This is a genomic window from Halobacillus andaensis, from assembly GCF_014636475.1.
GTDB classification, from domain to species: Bacteria; Bacillota; Bacilli; order Bacillales; family Halobacillaceae; genus Halobacillus_A; species Halobacillus_A andaensis.
Genome location: NZ_BMEL01000001.1, coordinates 548,431 through 568,180, shown reverse-complemented (window position 1 = coordinate 568,180; position 19,750 = coordinate 548,431). Strand labels below are relative to the sequence as shown.

General features: G+C 40.4%; 14 protein-coding genes. 13 read left to right on the top strand and 1 reads right to left on the bottom strand.

What is annotated here, in order from left to right:
• The first annotated feature begins 3 nt into the window (after nt 1-3).
• The 11 genes from IEV27_RS02970 to IEV27_RS02920 all read left to right on the top strand — a co-directional run bounded on the left by IEV27_RS02970 (nt 4) and on the right by IEV27_RS02920 (nt 13,496).
• Nucleotides 4-414 (top strand): CoA-binding protein, encoded by a 411-nt coding sequence (locus IEV27_RS02970; protein WP_188375959.1) that lies wholly within the window; start codon nt 4-6, stop codon nt 412-414.
• 190 nt (nt 415-604) lie between these two features.
• The gene (parE, locus tag IEV27_RS02965; RefSeq protein ID WP_188375958.1) at nt 605-2,557 is read left to right on the top strand and encodes a DNA topoisomerase IV subunit B; all 1,953 of its coding nucleotides are present in this window, start codon (nt 605-607) and stop codon (nt 2,555-2,557) included.
• Between the two features lie 15 nt (nt 2,558-2,572).
• On the top strand, nt 2,573-5,023 hold the full coding sequence (parC, locus tag IEV27_RS02960) for a DNA topoisomerase IV subunit A (protein ID WP_188375957.1): 2,451 nt from the start codon (nt 2,573-2,575) through the stop codon (nt 5,021-5,023).
• A gap of 127 nt (nt 5,024-5,150) precedes the next feature.
• A complete protein-coding gene (locus IEV27_RS02955; RefSeq protein ID WP_188375956.1) occupies nt 5,151-5,783 on the top strand; it encodes a TetR/AcrR family transcriptional regulator in 633 nt (210 codons plus the stop codon).
• 65 nt (nt 5,784-5,848) lie between these two features.
• The gene (locus IEV27_RS02950; protein ID WP_188375955.1) at nt 5,849-6,991 is read left to right on the top strand and encodes an acyl-CoA dehydrogenase; all 1,143 of its coding nucleotides are present in this window, start codon (nt 5,849-5,851) and stop codon (nt 6,989-6,991) included.
• 18 nt (nt 6,992-7,009) lie between these two features.
• On the top strand, nt 7,010-8,650 hold the full coding sequence (locus tag IEV27_RS02945; protein ID WP_188375954.1) for an AMP-binding protein: 1,641 nt from the start codon (nt 7,010-7,012) through the stop codon (nt 8,648-8,650).
• A 14-nt stretch (nt 8,651-8,664) separates the two neighbouring features.
• Nucleotides 8,665-10,020, top strand: coding sequence for an acetyl-CoA carboxylase biotin carboxylase subunit (locus IEV27_RS02940; RefSeq protein ID WP_188375953.1), 1,356 nt, complete (start codon nt 8,665-8,667; stop codon nt 10,018-10,020).
• 12 nt (nt 10,021-10,032) lie between these two features.
• Entirely contained in the window at nt 10,033-10,245 is a 213-nt protein-coding gene (locus IEV27_RS19795) for an acetyl-CoA carboxylase biotin carboxyl carrier protein subunit (RefSeq protein ID WP_188375952.1), read from the top strand.
• Between the two features lie 14 nt (nt 10,246-10,259).
• The gene (locus IEV27_RS02930) at nt 10,260-11,180 is read left to right on the top strand and encodes a hydroxymethylglutaryl-CoA lyase (protein WP_188375951.1); all 921 of its coding nucleotides are present in this window, start codon (nt 10,260-10,262) and stop codon (nt 11,178-11,180) included.
• Nucleotides 11,180-11,956: an enoyl-CoA hydratase-related protein gene (locus IEV27_RS02925; RefSeq protein ID WP_188375950.1), complete on the top strand. Its 777-nt coding sequence runs from the start codon at nt 11,180-11,182 to the stop codon at nt 11,954-11,956. The genes IEV27_RS02930 and IEV27_RS02925 overlap by 1 nt, the downstream gene beginning before the upstream one ends.
• A 16-nt stretch (nt 11,957-11,972) precedes the next feature.
• Nucleotides 11,973-13,496, top strand: coding sequence for an acyl-CoA carboxylase subunit beta (locus IEV27_RS02920; RefSeq protein ID WP_188375949.1), 1,524 nt, complete (start codon nt 11,973-11,975; stop codon nt 13,494-13,496).
• 610 nt (nt 13,497-14,106) lie between these two features.
• Here the strand turns inward: IEV27_RS02920 and IEV27_RS02915 are convergent.
• Entirely contained in the window at nt 14,107-16,068 is a 1,962-nt protein-coding gene (locus IEV27_RS02915) for an AMP-binding protein (protein WP_188375948.1), read from the bottom strand.
• Nucleotides 16,069-16,392: 324 nt separating this feature from the next.
• Between IEV27_RS02915 and IEV27_RS02910 the strand changes: the two genes are divergently transcribed.
• Both IEV27_RS02910 and IEV27_RS02905 read left to right on the top strand, forming a co-directional pair.
• Nucleotides 16,393-17,541, top strand: coding sequence for an NAD-dependent epimerase/dehydratase family protein (locus IEV27_RS02910; RefSeq protein ID WP_188375947.1), 1,149 nt, complete (start codon nt 16,393-16,395; stop codon nt 17,539-17,541).
• A 13-nt stretch (nt 17,542-17,554) separates the two neighbouring features.
• Nucleotides 17,555-18,724, top strand: coding sequence for a glycosyltransferase family 4 protein (locus IEV27_RS02905; protein ID WP_188375946.1), 1,170 nt, complete (start codon nt 17,555-17,557; stop codon nt 18,722-18,724).
• Nucleotides 18,725-19,750: the final 1,026 nt, after the last annotated feature.

The following is a 19,750-nucleotide window of genomic DNA, read 5'->3' as shown; positions in this document are numbered from 1 at the left end:
TATATGTTTGAAAATCCAAGCCAGGAAGTATTACGCACTCTACTAAAAGAGTCTAAAACAATTGCAGTCGTAGGATTATCTAATAAAGCTTACCGAACGTCTTATCAAATTAGTGAGGCTATGAAGCAAGCTGGGTATAAAATCATTCCCGTAAACCCTGAAATTAAAGAATCTCTAGGTGAAAAAGCCTATGCTTCTCTTCATGAGATAGAAGAACCCATTGATATTATTAATGTCTTTCGCCGTTCAACGTTTCTTCCTGAACTTGCGAAAGAAGCGAAAGATATAAAAGCCAAAGCTTTCTGGACCCAACAAGGTGTCTATCACAACGATGTCCCCGCCATTTTAGAAGGAAGTGGTAAGGAAGTGATCATGAATAATTGCATTAAAGTGACACATGCTCTTCTCAAATAAATTCAATAATTTATTAAAATCCCTGTTTTTACAGGGGTTTTTTCGTGTATGATAATGAAAATGGATTTGCGTCTTTTCGTAAAACCGCTACAATGTAACAAGTGATGTTTTTAAATGTACGTTTACAGTTGGGAACATTTGTTCTATTATAGTAGTAGGTTTTGTCGTGTAGAAAGGAGCCGATGGAAAATTGTCGAGTCAAAATCAAGTTTATTCAGATGATTCCATACAAGTATTAGAAGGATTGGAGGCCGTACGTAAGAGACCTGGAATGTATATAGGGTCTACCGATCAACGCGGCCTTCATCATCTTGTCTATGAGATTGTAGACAACTCAGTAGATGAAGCATTAGCTGGGTTTGGTAAACAATTAACGGTTACTCTTCATCGTGATGGGAGTGTTTCTGTGGCAGATGAAGCCCGCGGGATGCCTACAGGGATGCACCAGACAGGAAAGCCCACTCCAGAGGTTATACTAACTGTCCTTCACGCTGGAGGTAAATTTGGACAAGGCGGCTATAAGTCAAGCGGGGGATTGCACGGGGTTGGCGCTTCTGTCGTGAACGCCTTATCAGAGTGGCTGGAAGTGCATATATGCCGTGACGGTGAGAAATTTTATCAAAGGTTTGAAAATGGCGGAGTTCCAGTTACTTCCCTTGAGAACAGAGGGCCAACAAGAAAGTCAGGGACAACAATTCACTTTAAACCGGACTCTTCTATTTTTTCGGTTACAAAATTTAATTACGAAACGCTCTCTGAACGTCTTAGAGAAGCAGCTTTCCTTCTCAAAGGTTTTAAAATCAAATTAAAAGATGAACGGGAAGGATTGGAAGACTCCTATCAATTCAACGATGGAATTGAGTCTTTTGTATCTTACTTAAATGAAGAAAAAGATACGCTTCATCCGGTCGTTTCTTTTGAAGGAGAGCATGCCCAAATCGAAGTAGATTTTGCCTTTCAATTTAATGATGGCTTCACTGATAGCATTCTTTCATTCGTTAACAATGTCCGAACGAAAGATGGCGGAACTCACGAGTCAGGGGCGAAGTCAGCGATTACAAGAGTTTTTAACGATTACGCCAGACGTGCGCAGCATCTGAAAGAGAAAGATAAAAACCTTGAAGGTAATGACATTCGTGAAGGGTTTACTGCGATTATCTCCGTTCGTATTCCTGAGGAATTATTACAATTTGAAGGACAGACGAAAAGTAAGCTAGGTACGTCAGAAGCTCGCTCTTCTGTTGACGCGGTAGTAGCCGAACAGCTATCTTATTTTCTTGAAGAGAACCCCGATGTGTCATCGATGCTCGTAAAAAAAGCCATTCGAGCTAAAGAAGCTAGAGAAGCGGCAAGAAAAGCTCGAGAGGATGCGCGTTCAGGGAAAAAACGCAAGCGAAAAGATGCTTTACTAAGCGGAAAGTTAACACCGGCTCAGTCTCGTAATGCTGAGAAGAATGAGCTTTATTTAGTTGAGGGTGATTCTGCTGGTGGTTCAGCAAAGCAAGGTCGTGACCGAAAGTTTCAAGCTGTTCTCCCTTTACGAGGTAAAGTCATTAACACGGAAAAAGCAAAAATTGCAGATATATTTAAAAACGAAGAAATCTCTACGATTATTAATACAATTGGAGCGGGAGTAGGCGGAGATTTTGACGTTGAAGATTGTAATTATAATAAAGTTGTCATTATGACGGATGCGGACACAGACGGAGCGCATATTCAAGTCCTATTGCTCACTTTCTTTTATCGTTATATGCGACCGTTAGTGGAGTCCGGTAAAGTATTTATTGCTCTTCCTCCTTTGTATAAGGTATCAAAAGGAAAAGGGAAGAAAGAAAAGACCGAGTACGCCTGGGATGAAGAAGGCATGCAAAAGATTATAAAAGAGTTTAAAAATGGCTATACGATCCAGCGTTATAAAGGTCTCGGCGAGATGAATGCCGAGCAGCTGTGGGAAACCACGATGAATCCAGAAACTAGAACATTGATTCGGGTGACTATAGATGATTTAGCACGCGCAGAACGTCGAGTAACAACGTTGATGGGTGATAAAGTCGAACCTCGCCGTAAATGGATTGAATCCCACGTAGCTTTCGGTCTTGAAGACGAAGCGAATATTTTAGAAAATGAGAAAATCGAGAAGTAAAAGGGGGATTTTCTGTTGGCTGAGGCAGAGAAGTATTTAGATTTACCATTAGAGGAAGTACTAGGCGATCGATTTGGACGCTATAGTAAATACATCATTCAAGAGCGGGCTTTACCTGATGCTAGAGACGGGTTAAAGCCCGTTCAGCGCCGTATACTGTATGCGATGCATCAAGAGAAGAATACCCATGATAAAGCTTACCGTAAGTCAGCTAAAACGGTAGGTACGGTGATTGGTAACTACCATCCTCACGGTGATACGTCGGTTTATGATGCAATGGTGCGGTTAAGTCAGAATTGGAAAGTGAGAAAATCACTTGTTGAAATGCACGGAAACAACGGAAGCGTTGACGGAGATCCACCGGCAGCTATGCGTTATACTGAGGCAAGATTATCAAGTATTTCTTCTGAATTGTTAAGAGATATTGAAAAAGATACGGTTGAACACATTCCTAACTTTGATGATACGATTCATGAGCCTACCGTTTTACCTGCCAAGTTTCCTAATTTATTAGCAAATGGAGCTACCGGTATATCAGCAGGTTATGCGACAGAGATCCCTCCTCATAATCTTGGGGAAGTGATTGATGCGGTGATTATGAGAATTGATAAACCTGCATCCTCAGTAGAGGAATTAATGACGAAAATAAAAGGTCCAGATTTTCCTACCGGAGGAATTCTTCAAGGAATTGAAGGGCTGAAAAAAGCATATGAGACAGGCAAAGGGAAAATCATTCTAAGAGGTAAAGCTTACATTCAAACGGTACGAGGCGGCAGAGAACAAATCGTCATTGATGAAATTCCTTATGAAGTCAATAAAGCAACGCTTGTGAAACGTATGGATGAGTTACGAATCGATCGAAAGGTTGAAGGGATCTCTGAAGTGCGGGATGAGACGGACCGTACAGGGATGAGAATCGTTGTGGAGTTAAAGAAAGATGCTAACAGTGAAGGTGTCTTAAATTACTTATACAAGCATACAGACTTGCAAATTACGTATAACTTTAACATGGTGGCCATCTATGGTCGTACTCCAACGCTGTTGAGCTTGCCTCAAATGTTAGATGCGTACATTGCTCACCAAAAGGAAGTCGTAACTAGACAATCCATATTTGACTTAAACAAAGCTCAAAAAAGAGCCCATATTGTCGAAGGATTAATTAAAGCGATCTCTATCTTAGATGAAGTCATTGCTACGATTCGTGCTTCAAAAGATAAAGCTGATGCTAAACACCAGTTAATTCAAGCGTATGGATTTACGGAAGAACAAGCGGAGGCCATTGTTACTTTACAGTTATACCGTTTAACGAATACCGATATCACAGAATTGCAAAAAGAAGCCGAAGAGCTTAATAAACAAATTGAGTACCTACAAACCCTTCTAGCGAGTGAAAGTAAACTATTCAATGTCATTAAAGCGGACCTTCGCTCAATGAAAAAGAAATATGCGGATGACCGTATGACGAAAATTGAAGAAAAGGTTGAAGAATTAAAGGTAGATTTAGAAGTAACCGTAGCAAGTGAAGATATTGTCGTTTCTGTAACGAAAGATGGGTATGTAAAGCGGACAAGTTTACGTTCCTATGGAGCTTCTAATGGCGAAGACCTTGCGTTAAAAGATGGCGATCACGTCCTGCGGCTGCTTGAAATCAATACCACAGATACGATTTTATTATTTACGAACTTAGGGAAATATCTATACCTGCCTGTTCATAAGCTCCCGGATATTCGTTGGAAAGATCTTGGCCAGCATATTGCTAATATCGTTTCAATTGATAAAGAAGAGTATTTAATCGATGCCATCCCGATTCGCGAATATAAAGATGATCAGTACTTGTTGTTTTTCACGAAAAACGGCATGGTTAAGAAAAGTGAGCTCACTCTCTATCAAGCGACGCGCCACTCCAAGCCTTTAATTGCTGTTAATTTAAAAGGGGACGATGAAGTCGTAGATGTTCATTTAACCGATGGACATTCCGATCTATTTATCGCCTCTAATAAAGCGTATGGCTTATGGTATCATGAAGAAGAAGTCAATACCGTAGGACAACGAGCGTCTGGTGTTAAGGCCATTCAATTAAAAGATGGAGAACGAGTGGTATCAGGACAAGTTTTTGACGCAGAAGCAGATCCATCCTTATTGCTGACAACCCATAGAGGTGCGGTGAAGAGGATGCGACTTAAAGAATTCGAACGCACATCTCGAGCCAAACGCGGCGTCATTATGCTGCGTGAGTTAAAGAAAAATCCACATGAAGTGGTTGATCTTCACGCTGTATCCAATCAAGATACAATAGTTGTCAAGACTGTAAAAGATAAGCTGTTAACTGTTCAACCTATGGACTTTAAGGCAAACGACCGTTACAGTAACGGCTCTTACGTACTCGATGTCGAGCAAAGCGGAGAGGTTACGGAGACATGGATTGAACCTAAATACGAAAAACCATTTATTATAGAAGAAACTTAGTATTCTAGACTCTTCCTTTCTCAAAGGGAGAGTCTTTTTTGTTTACTCTACTTTAAAAAATGGGAAATGTTGTGTTTTTAAAAAAATATGATAAGATGAATATATATTCAGTTTGAGGGGATGGTGTATGTTAAATTTAAGAGACCGAATTATCGAGCAATCACTGGATTTATTTGACCAATATGGTTTTCATGGCGTTACAGTAAAACAAATCGTAGAGGCTTCTCAAACATCAAAAGGCGGATTTTATCATCACTTCCAATCTAAAGATGAACTTCTTTTCGTCATTCACGATGCTTTCATTACATATGTATCAAAAGAAGCAAAGCGTGCCACCAAAACACACACTTCACCTATTGATAAAATCCAAGAGATTACGAGAGTCTTCGTGAAGGTATTTGACCTCTACAAACCCCATCTTTCCGTTTTCTATCAGGAAAGTAAATACTTAAAGCCGGAGTATGAAAAGCAAATTAAGCAAAAACGAGATGAGTTTAAAGATTTAATTCTGCAAGTGATCATAGAAGGACAGCAGTCCGGACATTTCAGAAAAGAACTGCCTCCATCTCTAACAAGTATGGCCATTTTAGGAATGGTAAACTGGATGTATAAATGGTATCGACGTGATGGTGAATATTCCATCGATGAAATTGCAGACGTGTTTATCGATCTTATTCTTCACTCCCTGCTGCCATCCAATAAATCAGCTGCTTATCAAGATCAAATGTTACACATCCCTTTTTTTTACGAACGTAAGTAAACGCTTACATTTATTTTTGCCCAATACAGACCAACCAGTCGGTCTTTAAACGAGGGGGAAACTTTATGAATTTCGAGTTAACGAAAGAACAAGAGATGACAAGAAAAATGGTGAGAGACTTTGCGGATGGAGTCATACGGCCACGTGCGATTGAGATTGATCAAAAAGCTGAATTTCCTGAAGATATTTTTAAAGAAATGGGTCAATTAGGGCTGCTCGGTATTCCGTTTCCTGAGGAATATGGCGGAGCAGGAGGAGATACGGTGACGTACGCTTTAGCCGTGGAGGAAATCGGGAAAGTGTGTGGGTCCACTGGGTTAAGTTATGCAGCTGCCGTTTCACTTGGGGCGAGTCCGATTTATTATTTCGGTACAGAGGATCAAAAACAAGAATTTCTTATCCCTTTAGCCAAAGGGGAAGGTTTAGCCTCATTTGGTTTAACTGAGCCGAATGCCGGGTCAGATGCAGGAGGAACAAAAACAAGAGCTGAACTGCAAGGAGATCATTATGTTATAAATGGAGAAAAATGCTGGATTACCAATGCCGAATATGCGAGATCCATTACAGTAACTGCAGTGTCTGGTAAGCGGGACGATGGGAAAAATATCATTTCTGCATTCATCATTCCTAAAGATACACCAGGCATGAAGATTACAAGTCCATACGAAAAGATGGGCGTGAGAGGGTCGAACACGTCAGAAATCATTTTAGAAGATGTTCGCGTACCGAAACAAAATATTTTAGGAGATCCCACAGGAGGATTTAAACAATTTCTTTATACATTAGATGGAGGACGTATTTCCATCGGTGCGCTGGCCGTTGGAATCGCTCAAGCTTCCTTAGATAAAGCATTAGCTTACGCTAAAGAAAGAAAGCAGTTTGGCCAGTCGATTTCTAACTTTCAAGCCATTCAATTTAAACTTGCTGATATGGCCATGGAAGTTGAGCTAGCTCGAAACATGGTATTAAAAGCGGCTTGGCTGAAGGATCAGAAAAAAAACTTTTCTAAAGAAGCAGCTTATGCCAAACTATTTGCTTCTGAAACTAGCTTTCGTTCAGCAAACCAGGCGATTCAGATTCACGGTGGTTACGGTTACATGCAGGAATATGAAGTCGAACGGTATTTACGTGATGCAAAGCTTCTTGAAATCGGGGAAGGAACATCTGAAATTCAACGCCTCGTCATTGCTCGTCAATTAGGCTGCTAAATTTAAAGGAGGGTTTTGATGTCTCTATTAAAAATGACTGTTGGAGAGTTACTAGAAAAGCAAGTGGAGCTTTATCCGGATCACGAAGCATTTGTGTACCCTCAATTGAACTTGAGGAAAACGTATAAAGAATTTAATGATATGGCCGACGAAGCGGCTAAAGGCTTCATGGCTTTAGGCATTGAAAAAGGAGAGCACATGGCCATCTGGTCGGATAATAAACCAGAGTGGCTGACCTCCCAGTTCGCAACAGGAAAAATGGGAGCTGTGCTCGTTACGGTGAATACTAATTATCGTGCACAGGAGCTGGAGTATCTTTTAAAACAATCGGACACATCTACACTGATTTTAGCAGAGGAATTTAGAGGCGTTTCTTACATCGATATTCTAAAAGAAATTTGCCCAGAGCTTGAGCATTCTCCTAAAGGCGACTTACAAAGTGAAAAGCTGCCCCAATTAAAGAATGTCATTGTGTTAAGTGATAAGGAATATGCGGGCTGTTATACGTGGGATGACGTCATTCGAGGAAGCCAATCCGTCAGTGATTCTATGTTAGAAGACCGTCACGCCTCTTTACATTATGAAGATGTCATTAATATGCAGTATACCTCTGGAACGACAGGATTCCCTAAAGGAGTCATGCTCAGTCACTATAATATTGTAAACAATGGGAATCAAGTGGCGGACTGCATGCGTCTTACCAACGAAGATCGCTTATGTATTCCGGTGCCTTTTTTCCATTGTTTCGGATGTGTGTTAGGGACAATGGCGGCTGTCTCAAAAGGTACCACGATGGTCATCCTTGAACAATTTGACCCCGAAGCGGTGCTAAAAGCAGTCACTGAAGAAGCTTGCACGGGGCTTCACGGTGTGCCGACGATGTTTATTGCTGAATTGAACCATCCAAGTTTTGAAAAATATAAGCCGACTACTCTTCGAACAGGCATTATGGCAGGGTCGACTTGTCCAATGGAAGTGATGAAAGATGTAATGAATAAAATGGGGGCGGATGAAATTACGATTGCTTACGGGCAAACGGAATCTTCCCCTGTCATTACTCAAACAAGAACAGATGACCCTATAGAACTTCGCGTTAAATCTGTAGGAAAAGCTCATCCTAATGTAGAAGTCAAAGTGATTGATCCAGCGACAAGAGAAAAGAATGAACCAGGCATTCCGGGAGAATTATGTACACGAGGCTACCTTGTGATGAAAGGCTATTACAAAAATGAAGAAGCGACGCAAGCCACGATTGACGAGGAACAGTGGCTTCATACGGGTGATATTGCCGTTATGGATGAAAATGGGTATGTGGAAATTACGGGGCGGATGAAGGATATGATTATTCGCGGGGGAGAAAATGTGTACCCTAGAGAAATTGAAGAGTTTCTTTACCAGCACCCGGACATTCTTGACGTTCAAGTGATCGGCGTTCCGGATGCCAAATATGGCGAAGAGATTATGGCCTTTGTTATTCCTAAAGAAAACACACAACCAAGTGAGGAAGACATTCGAAATTTCTGCGATGGACGAATTTCTAAACATAAAATCCCCCGCTACATTCGTTTAACCAACGAGTACCCAATGACGGCTAGTGGAAAAATTCAAAAGTACAAGTTAAAAGAAGTGGCCCTTGAAACATTGAGTACAAACGAATAGGAGGGGGAAGGAATATGTTTTCAAAGCTATTAATCGCAAATCGAGGAGAAATTGCTGCACGCATCATTCGTACATGCAAGCGGCTTAGCATTCAGTCAGTAGCTGTATATTCTGAAGCTGATCAAGATGCGCCTCATGTTAAAGAAGCGGACGAAAGCTATTTAATTGGAAAACCTCGTGTTAATGAATCTTACTTAAATATCGATAAAATCATTAAAGTGGCTAAGGATTCCGGGGCAGAAGCTATACATCCTGGTTATGGATTACTAAGTGAAAATGCCGCATTCGCTAAACGTGTAGAAGAAGAAGGACTTACGTTCATCGGTCCGTCTGCTGAAGTGATTGCAAAAATGGGGGATAAAGTAGAAGCGCGAAACGTCATGAAACAAGCCGGCGTTCCTGTCGTCCCTGGTACGATGGATGCGGTGAGTGACGTTAACGAGGCTAGAGAGGTAGCAGAAGACATAGGCTATCCTGTGATGGTCAAAGCTGCTGCAGGCGGTGGAGGTATTGGCATGCAGGCCGTGTCTTCAAGTGAAGAGCTTGAAAAAGCGTTTGAAGGAAATCAAAAACGGGCGAAAACCTTTTTTGGTGATGGAAAGATGTTTATCGAAAAGCAAATCTTAAACCCAAGACACATTGAAATTCAAGTACTTGCTGATCTTCATGGGCATGCTCTTCATCTATTTGAAAGAGAATGCTCCATCCAAAGAAGACATCAAAAAGTAATTGAAGAAGCTCCCTCTCCTTTTTTATCCGAAGAAACGCGTGAAAAAATGGGAGAAAGTGCGCTTCAAGCCGTACGCACGCTCGGCTATGCCAATGCAGGAACGATTGAATTTTTAGTAGATGAAGACGAAAACTTTTATTTTCTAGAAATGAACACACGTCTGCAAGTTGAACATCCAGTTACAGAAGAGATCACGGGTGTGGATTTAGTGGAACAACAGCTGAGAATCGCTTCTGGTGAAGCTTTAACGTTGAAGCAAAACGATCTTGTGATTGACGGACATGCGATTGAAGTACGCGTCTATGCTGAAGATTCAAATACCTTTTATCCTTCACCTGGCCAGTTAACGAAGCTTTCGTTACCGAACGACAAAGGAGTCAGGCACGAGTTAGCCGTACATTCTACATCGATGGTGTCGCCTTTTTACGACCCTATGATCGCTAAGTTAATCGTTCATGCAGGTACAAGAGAAGAAGCCATCCAAAAGTTAACGACCGCGCTTCATCAATATGAGATTGAAGGAATTAAGAGCAACTTAACGATGCTAAAGCGTATTGTGACGAATGAGCATTTCTTACAAGGCAACACTACAACATCATTCATTCAAGATTATTATTTACCAGCTATCACAAAACCGTAAGGAGGAAGAGAAATGACTGAAATTAAAGCATCCATGGCCGGAAGTGTATGGAAAATTGTAGCGCAAGCAGGAGAGCAAGTAGGTACAGGGGACGATATCGTTATTTTAGAATCTATGAAAATGGAAATCCCGATCGCATCAGAAGAAGAAGGTACCGTGAAAGAGTTAAAAGTAGCAGAAGGCGATTTTGTCAATGAAGGAGACGTTATCGCGATTATAGAGTAAAAAGGAGTGTCAGTATGGGAGGACTGCCTGAATTCGTCACCGTCAAAGAGGTTGGACCACGCGATGGTCTTCAAAACGAAGCAGAACAAATACCTACAGAAATTAAAGTGGAATGGATGAACCTGCTATCTGAAGCAGGTTATTCCTCCATTGAATTTAGTTCTTTTGTCCATCCAAAGTGGATTCCTCAATTAAAAGATGCGAAACAAGTCGCTCAGCAAATGACAAGAAACCCAAATATCACTTACGCAGCACTCGTACCAAACCGAAAAGGATTAGAAGCTGCGCTCGAAGCAGATATAGATGAAGTTGCTGTATTTATGTCTGCTAGTGAGACCCATAACTTGAAAAACATAAACAAAACGATCGAGGATACCTTCCCTGTATTAAAGGAAGTCATAGAAGAAGCAAAGCACCATAACAAACGAGTACGCGGCTATGTGTCAACGGTATTTGGATGCCCATATGAAGGTGAAGTGCGTATCTCTCAAGTGTTACAGGTATGTCAGCAATTGATAGACATGGGAGTCGATGAGATATCACTAGGAGATACCATTGGCGTTGCCGATCCTTTGCAAGTCGAACAATTTCTCAAAACGATAGAGGGCAAAATGGATTTTAGTCGGCTCGCGATGCATTTTCATAACACTCATGGCATGGCATTAGCCAATACTCTCGTATCTCTAAAGCTTGGTATTACTATTTTTGATAGTTCTCTCGGTGGACTCGGCGGGTGCCCCTATGCGAAAGGAGCGTCAGGAAACTTAGCCACTGATGATTTAGTGCACATGCTTCACAAAATGGGGATACAGACAGGCATACATGAAACAAAGTTAAAAGAAGCAGCTTTATTCATCCAACAGGCTATACAAAAAGAATTACCTAGCCATCAAATGCAAATTTATAACCGTATGGACCAGGGGGAGGGTTGTTAATGGCTGGTGTTGAACTTGAATTTATTGATTCACAGATTGCTTTACTCACATTAACTCGAAGAGAAGCGGCCAACAGTTTATCCATTGAACTGCTCGATGAACTTTCCTCACGGTTAGATGAAATTGAAGCGTCCAATGCCAGAGTTGCTGTGATCACCGGAAGTGGTGAAAAAGCCTTCTGCGCTGGTGCCGATTTAAAAGAACGAGCAGGAATGTCAGATGAGGAAGTTGTGCAAACCGTTAGAAAAATTGGAGATACGGTAATGAAGCTCGAACAGCTATCGATTCCGACGATCGCCATGATAAACGGTGCAGCGTATGGGGGCGGCCTTGAATTAGCCCTTGCTTGTGATATTCGTACGATGAGTGAAGCTGCTAAATGCGGCTTAACTGAAACATCGTTAGCTATTATTCCTGGTGCGGGAGGGACACAGCGTCTGCCTCGATTAATCGGATTAGGAAAAGCGAAAGAGCTTATTTTTACAGCAACACCTGTGACTGCCGCAGAAGCTCTAAACATTAGTCTTGTGGAACATGTCTATTCCGGTGATCAATTAGTAGAACAAACATTAACCATGGCAAGAGCGATCGCTCAAAATGGTCCAGTCGCCTTAAAAATGGCGAAGACTTCGATCCAATATGGAAGCGAGACAGATTTACGAACGGGCCTTGAATTCGAACGACAGTGTTATAAGCAAACCATTCCTACAATTGATCGTATGGAAGGACTGAGAGCCTTTAAAGAAAAACGCAAACCTGAGTATACCGGAAAATAGGGGAGGGGGAGTTAAAATGAACGAAACATTACAGTCAATCCAGGAAAAAGTAGCTTCAGGCGGATTAGAAAAATATCATGAAAGCAATCGCAGTAAAGGAAAAATGTTCGTCCGAGAAAGGCTGCAGCGATTATTCGATGATGATTTAAACATTGAGGATGCTTTCTTTGCCAATTGCATGGATGGATCCTTACCTGCTGATGGAGTCGTCACTGGTATTGGAAAGATTAATGGTGAGCAAGTATGCGTGATGGCTAATGATTCAACCGTTAAAGCGGGGTCATGGGGCTCACGTACCGTTGAAAAAATTATCCGCATCCAAGAAACAGCGATGAAACTTGAAGTACCGATGTTATACTTAGTGGATTCTGCAGGGGCAAGAATAACCGACCAAGTGGAAATGTTTCCTAATCGAAGAGGAGCGGGACGTATTTTCCATAATCAAATAAAGTTATCAGGACGCGTTCCACAAGTCTGTTTGTTATTTGGACCTTCAGCAGCTGGAGGAGCTTATATCCCTGCCTTTTGCGATATTGTCGTCATGGTAGACGGTAATGCCTCCATGTACTTAGGATCACCGAGAATGGCTGAAAAAGTGATTGGAGAAAAGGTTAGCTTAGAAGAAATGGGCGGAGCTAAAATGCATTGTTCCGTTTCTGGATGTGGAGATGTCTTAGCCAGTGACGAAGAGGAAGCAATCAACTATGCGCGCCGCTATTTAAGCTACTTTCCATCTAATTTTAGAAGTGCACCTAAACGCACAGAAACGATCGATCCACCTGAATTAGAAAAAAGTATCGCTGAACTTATACCGCAGAACCAAAATGCACCATTCGATATGTACCAGTTGATTGAGCGGCTCATTGATGAGAAATCTTTTTGCGAAATTAAAAAGAAATTTGCTCCAGAGCTGATCACAGGATTAGCACGAATCGACGGACGTACGGTTGGTATTATCGCTAACCAGCCTCGAGCAAAAGGAGGCGTGCTGTTTCCGGATTCTGCAGATAAAGCAGCTAAATTTATGCAGCTGTGTGACGCGTTTAATATCCCACTGCTCTTCTTAGTGGATATTCCAGGCTTTATGATTGGAACAAAGGTAGAACGAGCAGGAATTATTCGTCACGGAGCAAAAATGCTTTCAGCCATGAGTGAAGCGACCGTTCCTAAAATATCAGTTATTGTTCGTAAGGCTTATGGAGCAGGATTATACGCGATGGCTGGCCCTGCTTTTGAACCAGATGCCTGTATTGCGTTACCGACAGCACAGATTGCTGTTATGGGGCCAGAAGCGGCTGTGAATGCTGTATATGCAAACAAAATTGCTGCGCTTGATGAAGCAGAACGCCCAGCTTTTATAAAAGAAAAACAAGAAGAATATAAAGAGAATATCGATTTATATCGCTTAGCATCAGAAATGGTTATTGATGATATCGTACAGCCTGAGAGACTGAGACAAGATTTAATGCTTCGTTTTGAAGCCTATCAAAGTAAAAATGTAACGTTTACGGAACGTAAGCACGGTGTGTATCCTGTCTAATGAAAAAGTGTCCTACTCAGTGGAACTTACGCTGTCGGAAAAGCTTAGACGGATTTAATTTACTATGAGTTTATAGGATGGTTCCTTCATATTGTATGGAGAAAAGGAACAAAAAAAAGTGCCGCTTTCCGCGGGGCAAGACGGAAAATCTCCTCGGTCTGGGACCTGCGGGGCTTCTCCTGTCTGCTCGTCCCGCAGGAGTCGTCACTTTTTTGTTCCTTTTATCAAAGTGGGTTTCCAGAACCATCGTAGAATGAATGTACTGCTGCAAACTTTATGTCCATAAGGCAAAGATTGGGCAGTGATCGATTATCGTAAAAGGGTTTTGGGAAACGGCGACACTCCTATGGGAGATACGAATAAGGTGTGATCCCACAAGGCTGATACAGCTTGAGGAGAACTTTTAGAGAGGAAGTTCGATTACGTTCGGCACATCGTGTGCCAATATCGAACGACCCTACGTCGTGTGGGGCCATAGAAAGGGAGTCATTTCCTACAACCCTTTGCTCATCCTAACGCAAGATATGTTTACACTATTGAGGTAAGAAAAGAGAACTTAGGTTTCTCTACATGCTTAAGTGCCACTAATCAGTGGCACTTTTTTAATTCTTTATTTTTTGGTCAGCTCTCGTTTGCCTATTGCTTGTATTTCCTCCACCGTATGAGAGTTTTCAAGAGCACTAAGATCCCCTGCTGGTTTATCTAAATAAGCTGATTTAATAGCTCTTCTCATCACTTTAGCATTTCTTGTTTTGGGCAGATCAGACACGGCGTAAATTTTACGAGGGGCCAATGCTTTGCCTAATTTACGAATGACGTATTCTTTTATTTCGTCTATTAATGATTCCTGTTGCTGAGCAGAGGCGTTTAACACAATAAAGGCCACAGGCTCTTCACCCTTCACATCATGAGGCACGCCAATTACACCTGCTTCCGTGACAGCATCGTGACCAACAAGCACGGATTCAACCTCAGCAGGTCCTAATCGTTTTCCAGCAACATTGAGAACGTCATCTGATCGGCCAGTGATCGTGTAAAAACCTTCATCATCTACGGTGATCCAATCCCCATGAACCCATATATCTTCAAAGCGGTTCCAGTACGTTTCATGGTAGCGGGCATCATCTTCGAAAAACCCTTTCGTCATTCCTACCCACGGCTGCTTAATGACGAGCTCTCCGACTTCATTTGATAATGATTTTCCTTGCTCGTCATAGACATCAACGTCCATACCAGGTAAGGCAGCGTTAAATGTCACAGGTTGAATAGGCTTAACGAGCACGTTACCCAAAATACCTCCTGAAATCTCAGTACCTCCTGAGTAATTAAAAATCGGAACTTTTGATCGGCCTACATGTTCAAAAAGCCATTTCCACGGTTCAGGATTCCAAGGTTCACCCGTAGAACCGATGAGACGGAGAGACGATAAATCGTGTTTATCAATCCATTTTGTTCCGTGCTTAATCATGGAGCGGATAAGAGTAGGAGAAATCCCTAAATGAGAAACCTGATAATCATCGACCATTCTCCACAGGCGATCGGGTTCTTCGTAATCAGGGGTTCCTTCAAACATTACGATAGAGGATCCATTTAAAAGACCTCCATAAACGAGAAATGGTCCCATCATCCATCCCATATCCGTATACCAGAAGAACGTATCATCTTGTTTTACATCCATCGCCATGCCAGCATCAAATGCAGCTTTAATAGGAAATCCAGCATGAGTATGAAGTACGCCTTTGGGTCTTCCAGTCGTCCCTGACGTATAAATCAACATAAATGGGTCATTCGATTTTGTATGTTTAGTGGGATATGGTTTTGGATTTTGCATAAGAGAATCGAAAGAAATATCTCTTTCCTTATTCCATGAAATCTCTTGATTGGTTCGTTTAACGACAATTACATGTTTGAGATCGTTACATTGTTCTGCAGCTAGATCAGCTTCTTGTTTCATTGAGATTACTTTACCTCTTCGGTAAAAGCCATCAGCAGTAATTAACAGCTTAGAACGGGAAGCGCTTACACGAGTAGCGATAGCATCAGCCTTATACCCTGAGAAGGTAGGACAAATAACAGCTCCGACTTTTGAAATGGCGAGCATGGCTATTAATGTTTCTTTTATCATTGGCAAATACAAAGTAACGATATCACCAGTTCCAATACCAATGTCGTCTAATCCATTTGCAAATGCGTCAACTTCTGTTTGAAGCTCCCTAAAAGTTAACGACGCTTTCTCACCATTATCTCCTTCCCAGTACAAAGCGATTTGATCTTGCGTAACTTTATCTTCTGCCCATTTGTCCAAAGCATTATGAGCTACATTAATTTCACCGTCAACAAACCATTCCGGGTATTTAATTCCATTTGAAAGGTCCAGTGTCTTAGAATAATCTTTGTACCATTCGATCCCTAATACAGCAGAGGCTTGGTCCCATAGCCATTCTATGTCCTGAATCGATTTTTTATAGAACGCATCATAATGATCGTAGCCTAAGGATTTCATCCATTGGTAAAGTCTTGTGCTTTGTTTTCCTTTGTCAGTAGGGGTCCATGCAATTTCATATTCACTCATCGTCATCCTCCTTACAATTTACTGAAACTTTAAAATACTTCTAACTATAGTATAACTGAATTAAACATATGAATGAACATTCAATGTTGAGTTTGAAAATAGAAAGTTTAAAAACATGAATACTTTTCTAGGTAGTTAGGGTATATAAAGTTGGAGACTTTTATCAAATGGTGATTAATTGTGTTTCTTTTTTTATAATGGTAAAGTCAACATCGTAGGAATATGGTAAGATAATTTAAAAATTTATAATGTTATCATTACCTGTACTGAATAAAAGAATGTTATTCTAAAATGGAATTGTTAATTGGAACTAGGAGGTAGATTATGAGGATTATAGTAGCAGGGGGAGACGGTTTTTGCGGATGGCCAACCGCATTATACTTATCAAAACAAGGTCACGATGTAACGATCGTAGATAATTTAGCTAGAAGAAAAATAGATGATGAATTACACTCAAATTCGGTGACACCAATCGCGACATTAGAAGAGCGAGTAGCAAAATGGAAAGAACTCACTGGTAAAGAAATTCGTACATTTATCGGTGATCTAAACCATTATGATTTTCTTAGAGAAGTGTTCCGTCAAACTGAACCAGAAGCTTTCGTACACTTTGCTGAGCAGCGCTCTGCACCTTACTCCATGATTGACCGCGAGCATGCTGCCTATACACAGACGAATAATGTAATTGGTAATTTAAATGTGTTGTATGCAATTAAAGAGTTTGCTCCAGAGTGCCACCTCATTAAGCTTGGTACAATGGGTGAATATGGTACGCCTAATATAGATATTGAAGAAGGGTACATTGAAATAGAACATAATGGAAGAAAGGATACACTTCCTTATCCTAAGCAGCCTGGATCCTTCTATCATTTATCCAAGGTCCATGACAGTCATAATATCATGTTTGCCTGTAAAATTTGGGGTATACGTGCGACAGACTTAAACCAAGGGATCGTTTATGGTCTTCATACGGAAGAAACTCAGTTAGACCCTGTACTAGTCAACCGCGTAGATTATGATGGAGTATTCGGAACAGCTCTAAACCGTTTTATTAATCAAGCAGCGATCGGCCATGATTTAACCGTTTACGGTTCTGGAGGCCAAACACGTGCTTTCCTTAATATTGAAGATACTGTACGCTGTGTAGAGATTGCGGCTGAGAATCCAGCCGACCGTGGTGAGTTCCGAGTATTTAACCAATTTACAGAATGGTTCTCCGTACAAGATCTAGCCGATCAAGTGCAAAAGATCGCGAAAGAAGAAGGGTTTGACACGCAAGTAAAAAATATTGAAAACCCAAGAATAGAAAATGAAGATCATTACTACAACGCAAAAAATACGAAACTTCGCGACTTAGGTTTAGAGCCACATCTATTAACAGATGAAGTGATTCGAGATATATTAAAAGTTGCTGTAGAAAATAAAGATCGAATCATTGAAGAGAACGTTTTACCATCTATTACTTGGAAGTAAGGAGTTTTCCGCTTTGAAAATCGCCATAATTACAGAAACATTCTTACCATCGACCGACGGAGTCGTAACAAGATTAAAAGAAGCTATTAAATATCTAAGACAACAAAATCATGAAGTTGTTGTTATTGCTCCGGACTTTGGTGTAACTGAATATGAAGGTGCGATTGTTGAAGGGGTAAAAACGACTACTATGCCTTTTTACAGGTATAGAGAATTTTCTATGCCTCAAAAAAGGGTGAAAAGCTTACTTTTACAACATGATCCTGACCTTGTTCATGTAGTAAATCCCGCACTAGTCGGTGTTTCGGGTGTTTATTACGCGAACAAACTTGATTATCCATTAATAGCGTCTTATCACACACATGTACCTAAATATTTAGAGTATTATCGATTATATCCTTTTGTACCAATTGTTTGGTGGTACTTTAAGAAGCTTCATAATTATGCTCATCTGAACTTATGTACATCTAAAGCTATTCAAGGTGAACTTATGGAAAAGAAATTCCATAATGTTCACGTTTGGGATCGAGGCGTAGCTATCGATCATTTTCATCCAAGTCATAGTAATGATGAAATGAGAAACAGATTATCAAATGGAGAGCCTGCTAATAAATTGCTTGTTTTTGTCGGCAGATTAGCACCAGAAAAAGAAATTCATAAGATAAAGCCACTACTGGAGCAAAGAGAAGACCTTTCATTAGCCATCGTCGGAGATGGCCCTGAAAAAGAATCTCTTGAAAAGATATTTGCTGGGACAAAAACGACGTTTACAGGGTTGCTTCATGGAGATGAGCTTGCCCAAGCGTTCGCTTCATCGGATGCACTAATCTTCCCATCAATTACAGAAACGTTAGGCCTAGTTATCCTAGAATCTATGGCCTCAGGACTGCCGGTCATTGCTGCGAAGAGCGGGCCTACAATGGAACAAGTAGAAGATGGGCGAACTGGTTTGTTGTTTGAAAATGAAAACACAGACAGTATGATTGAAGCCATTAATCGACTTGAAGATGAAGAGCTTTATCGTCAATTAAGTGAGAACGCTAGAGAAGAAGCAGAAAAATTTAGCTGGCAAAAGCCTTCAGAGCAAATATTAGAATTTTATAACGAAACTTTAGATGTATATGAGCAAAGTAAGGCAAAATCTAGATCTTCAAGGAAATCTAAAATTAAGGTCACAGAGTAAGCCAAAAAACTCTGTGGCTTTTTTTATTTTGTTTGTAAACAGCGGTAGAGTTTGACTTGAAACTTAGTAGTAACTCCGAATTAAAATTTAAAACCAATACAATAAGATGAAAAAAGACCTGGTTAAATTATAATGGATAGCAGCTAATGATTTATTAAGTTCGAATTATAGCATATAAGTTATATGTAAAATAACTGGAGTATACAGCTAGTGAATTAAATAGAGTGAATGGATGTAGGTCGATATAAAAAGTAAATTTAAGATTATTTTTGTTGTATTTTATTTTAAAATTCAATTGTGTCTCACTATCAAGAGTATACTTAGTTATTGAGACACAATTAAGCTTTTGTGCATAACTTCCTATAATATATATTATGTTAACTAGAAAATAAAAATAAATTATTAGTTCTTCAAACTACTTACCTTCCCTAAATTAGATCCGCACAGATGGTTTTCCGGAACCTTTAAATCACTCATTTACCTGGTTTAATAAATTAGTAAAAACTTGATATTTTCTTTCTAAAGACAATGATTTTTCTTTAGAAATCCACTCACGATATTAACAAAATATTTATTTTTATATACTCAGCCATCTCCATCAAAATAACCTCTTATGATTTAGCAGAACTTTTTCCATGTATGCCATATTATTCGAATCCGTTTTGAAATAATGTTCATTCACTTGATATTTTCTCTTCCAGCTTCCCCGCGTCCATCTTTCCACATTCGCACGCTTCAGCAAAAGATTAACATACCTTGGTGACACATGATCTTTCTTAGCAATATCACTGTTCTTCCCCCACTTACATACAACCTCACTATTTCTTCATTCGTCATCGTTCTATTACGCCTCTTGTTAATTTCTTCATTCAATTTATTCTCCTCTCCCTTCTATTTTTTATACCGAACATTTGTTCGAAAGTGTAAATTTTAGCACTCTTTATTGGCATAACCCTCTTTTTTCAAATCCCCTATCTTTGAAATCTTTTAATGAGTAAACTAAAATAGATTATGATAAGCATGGAT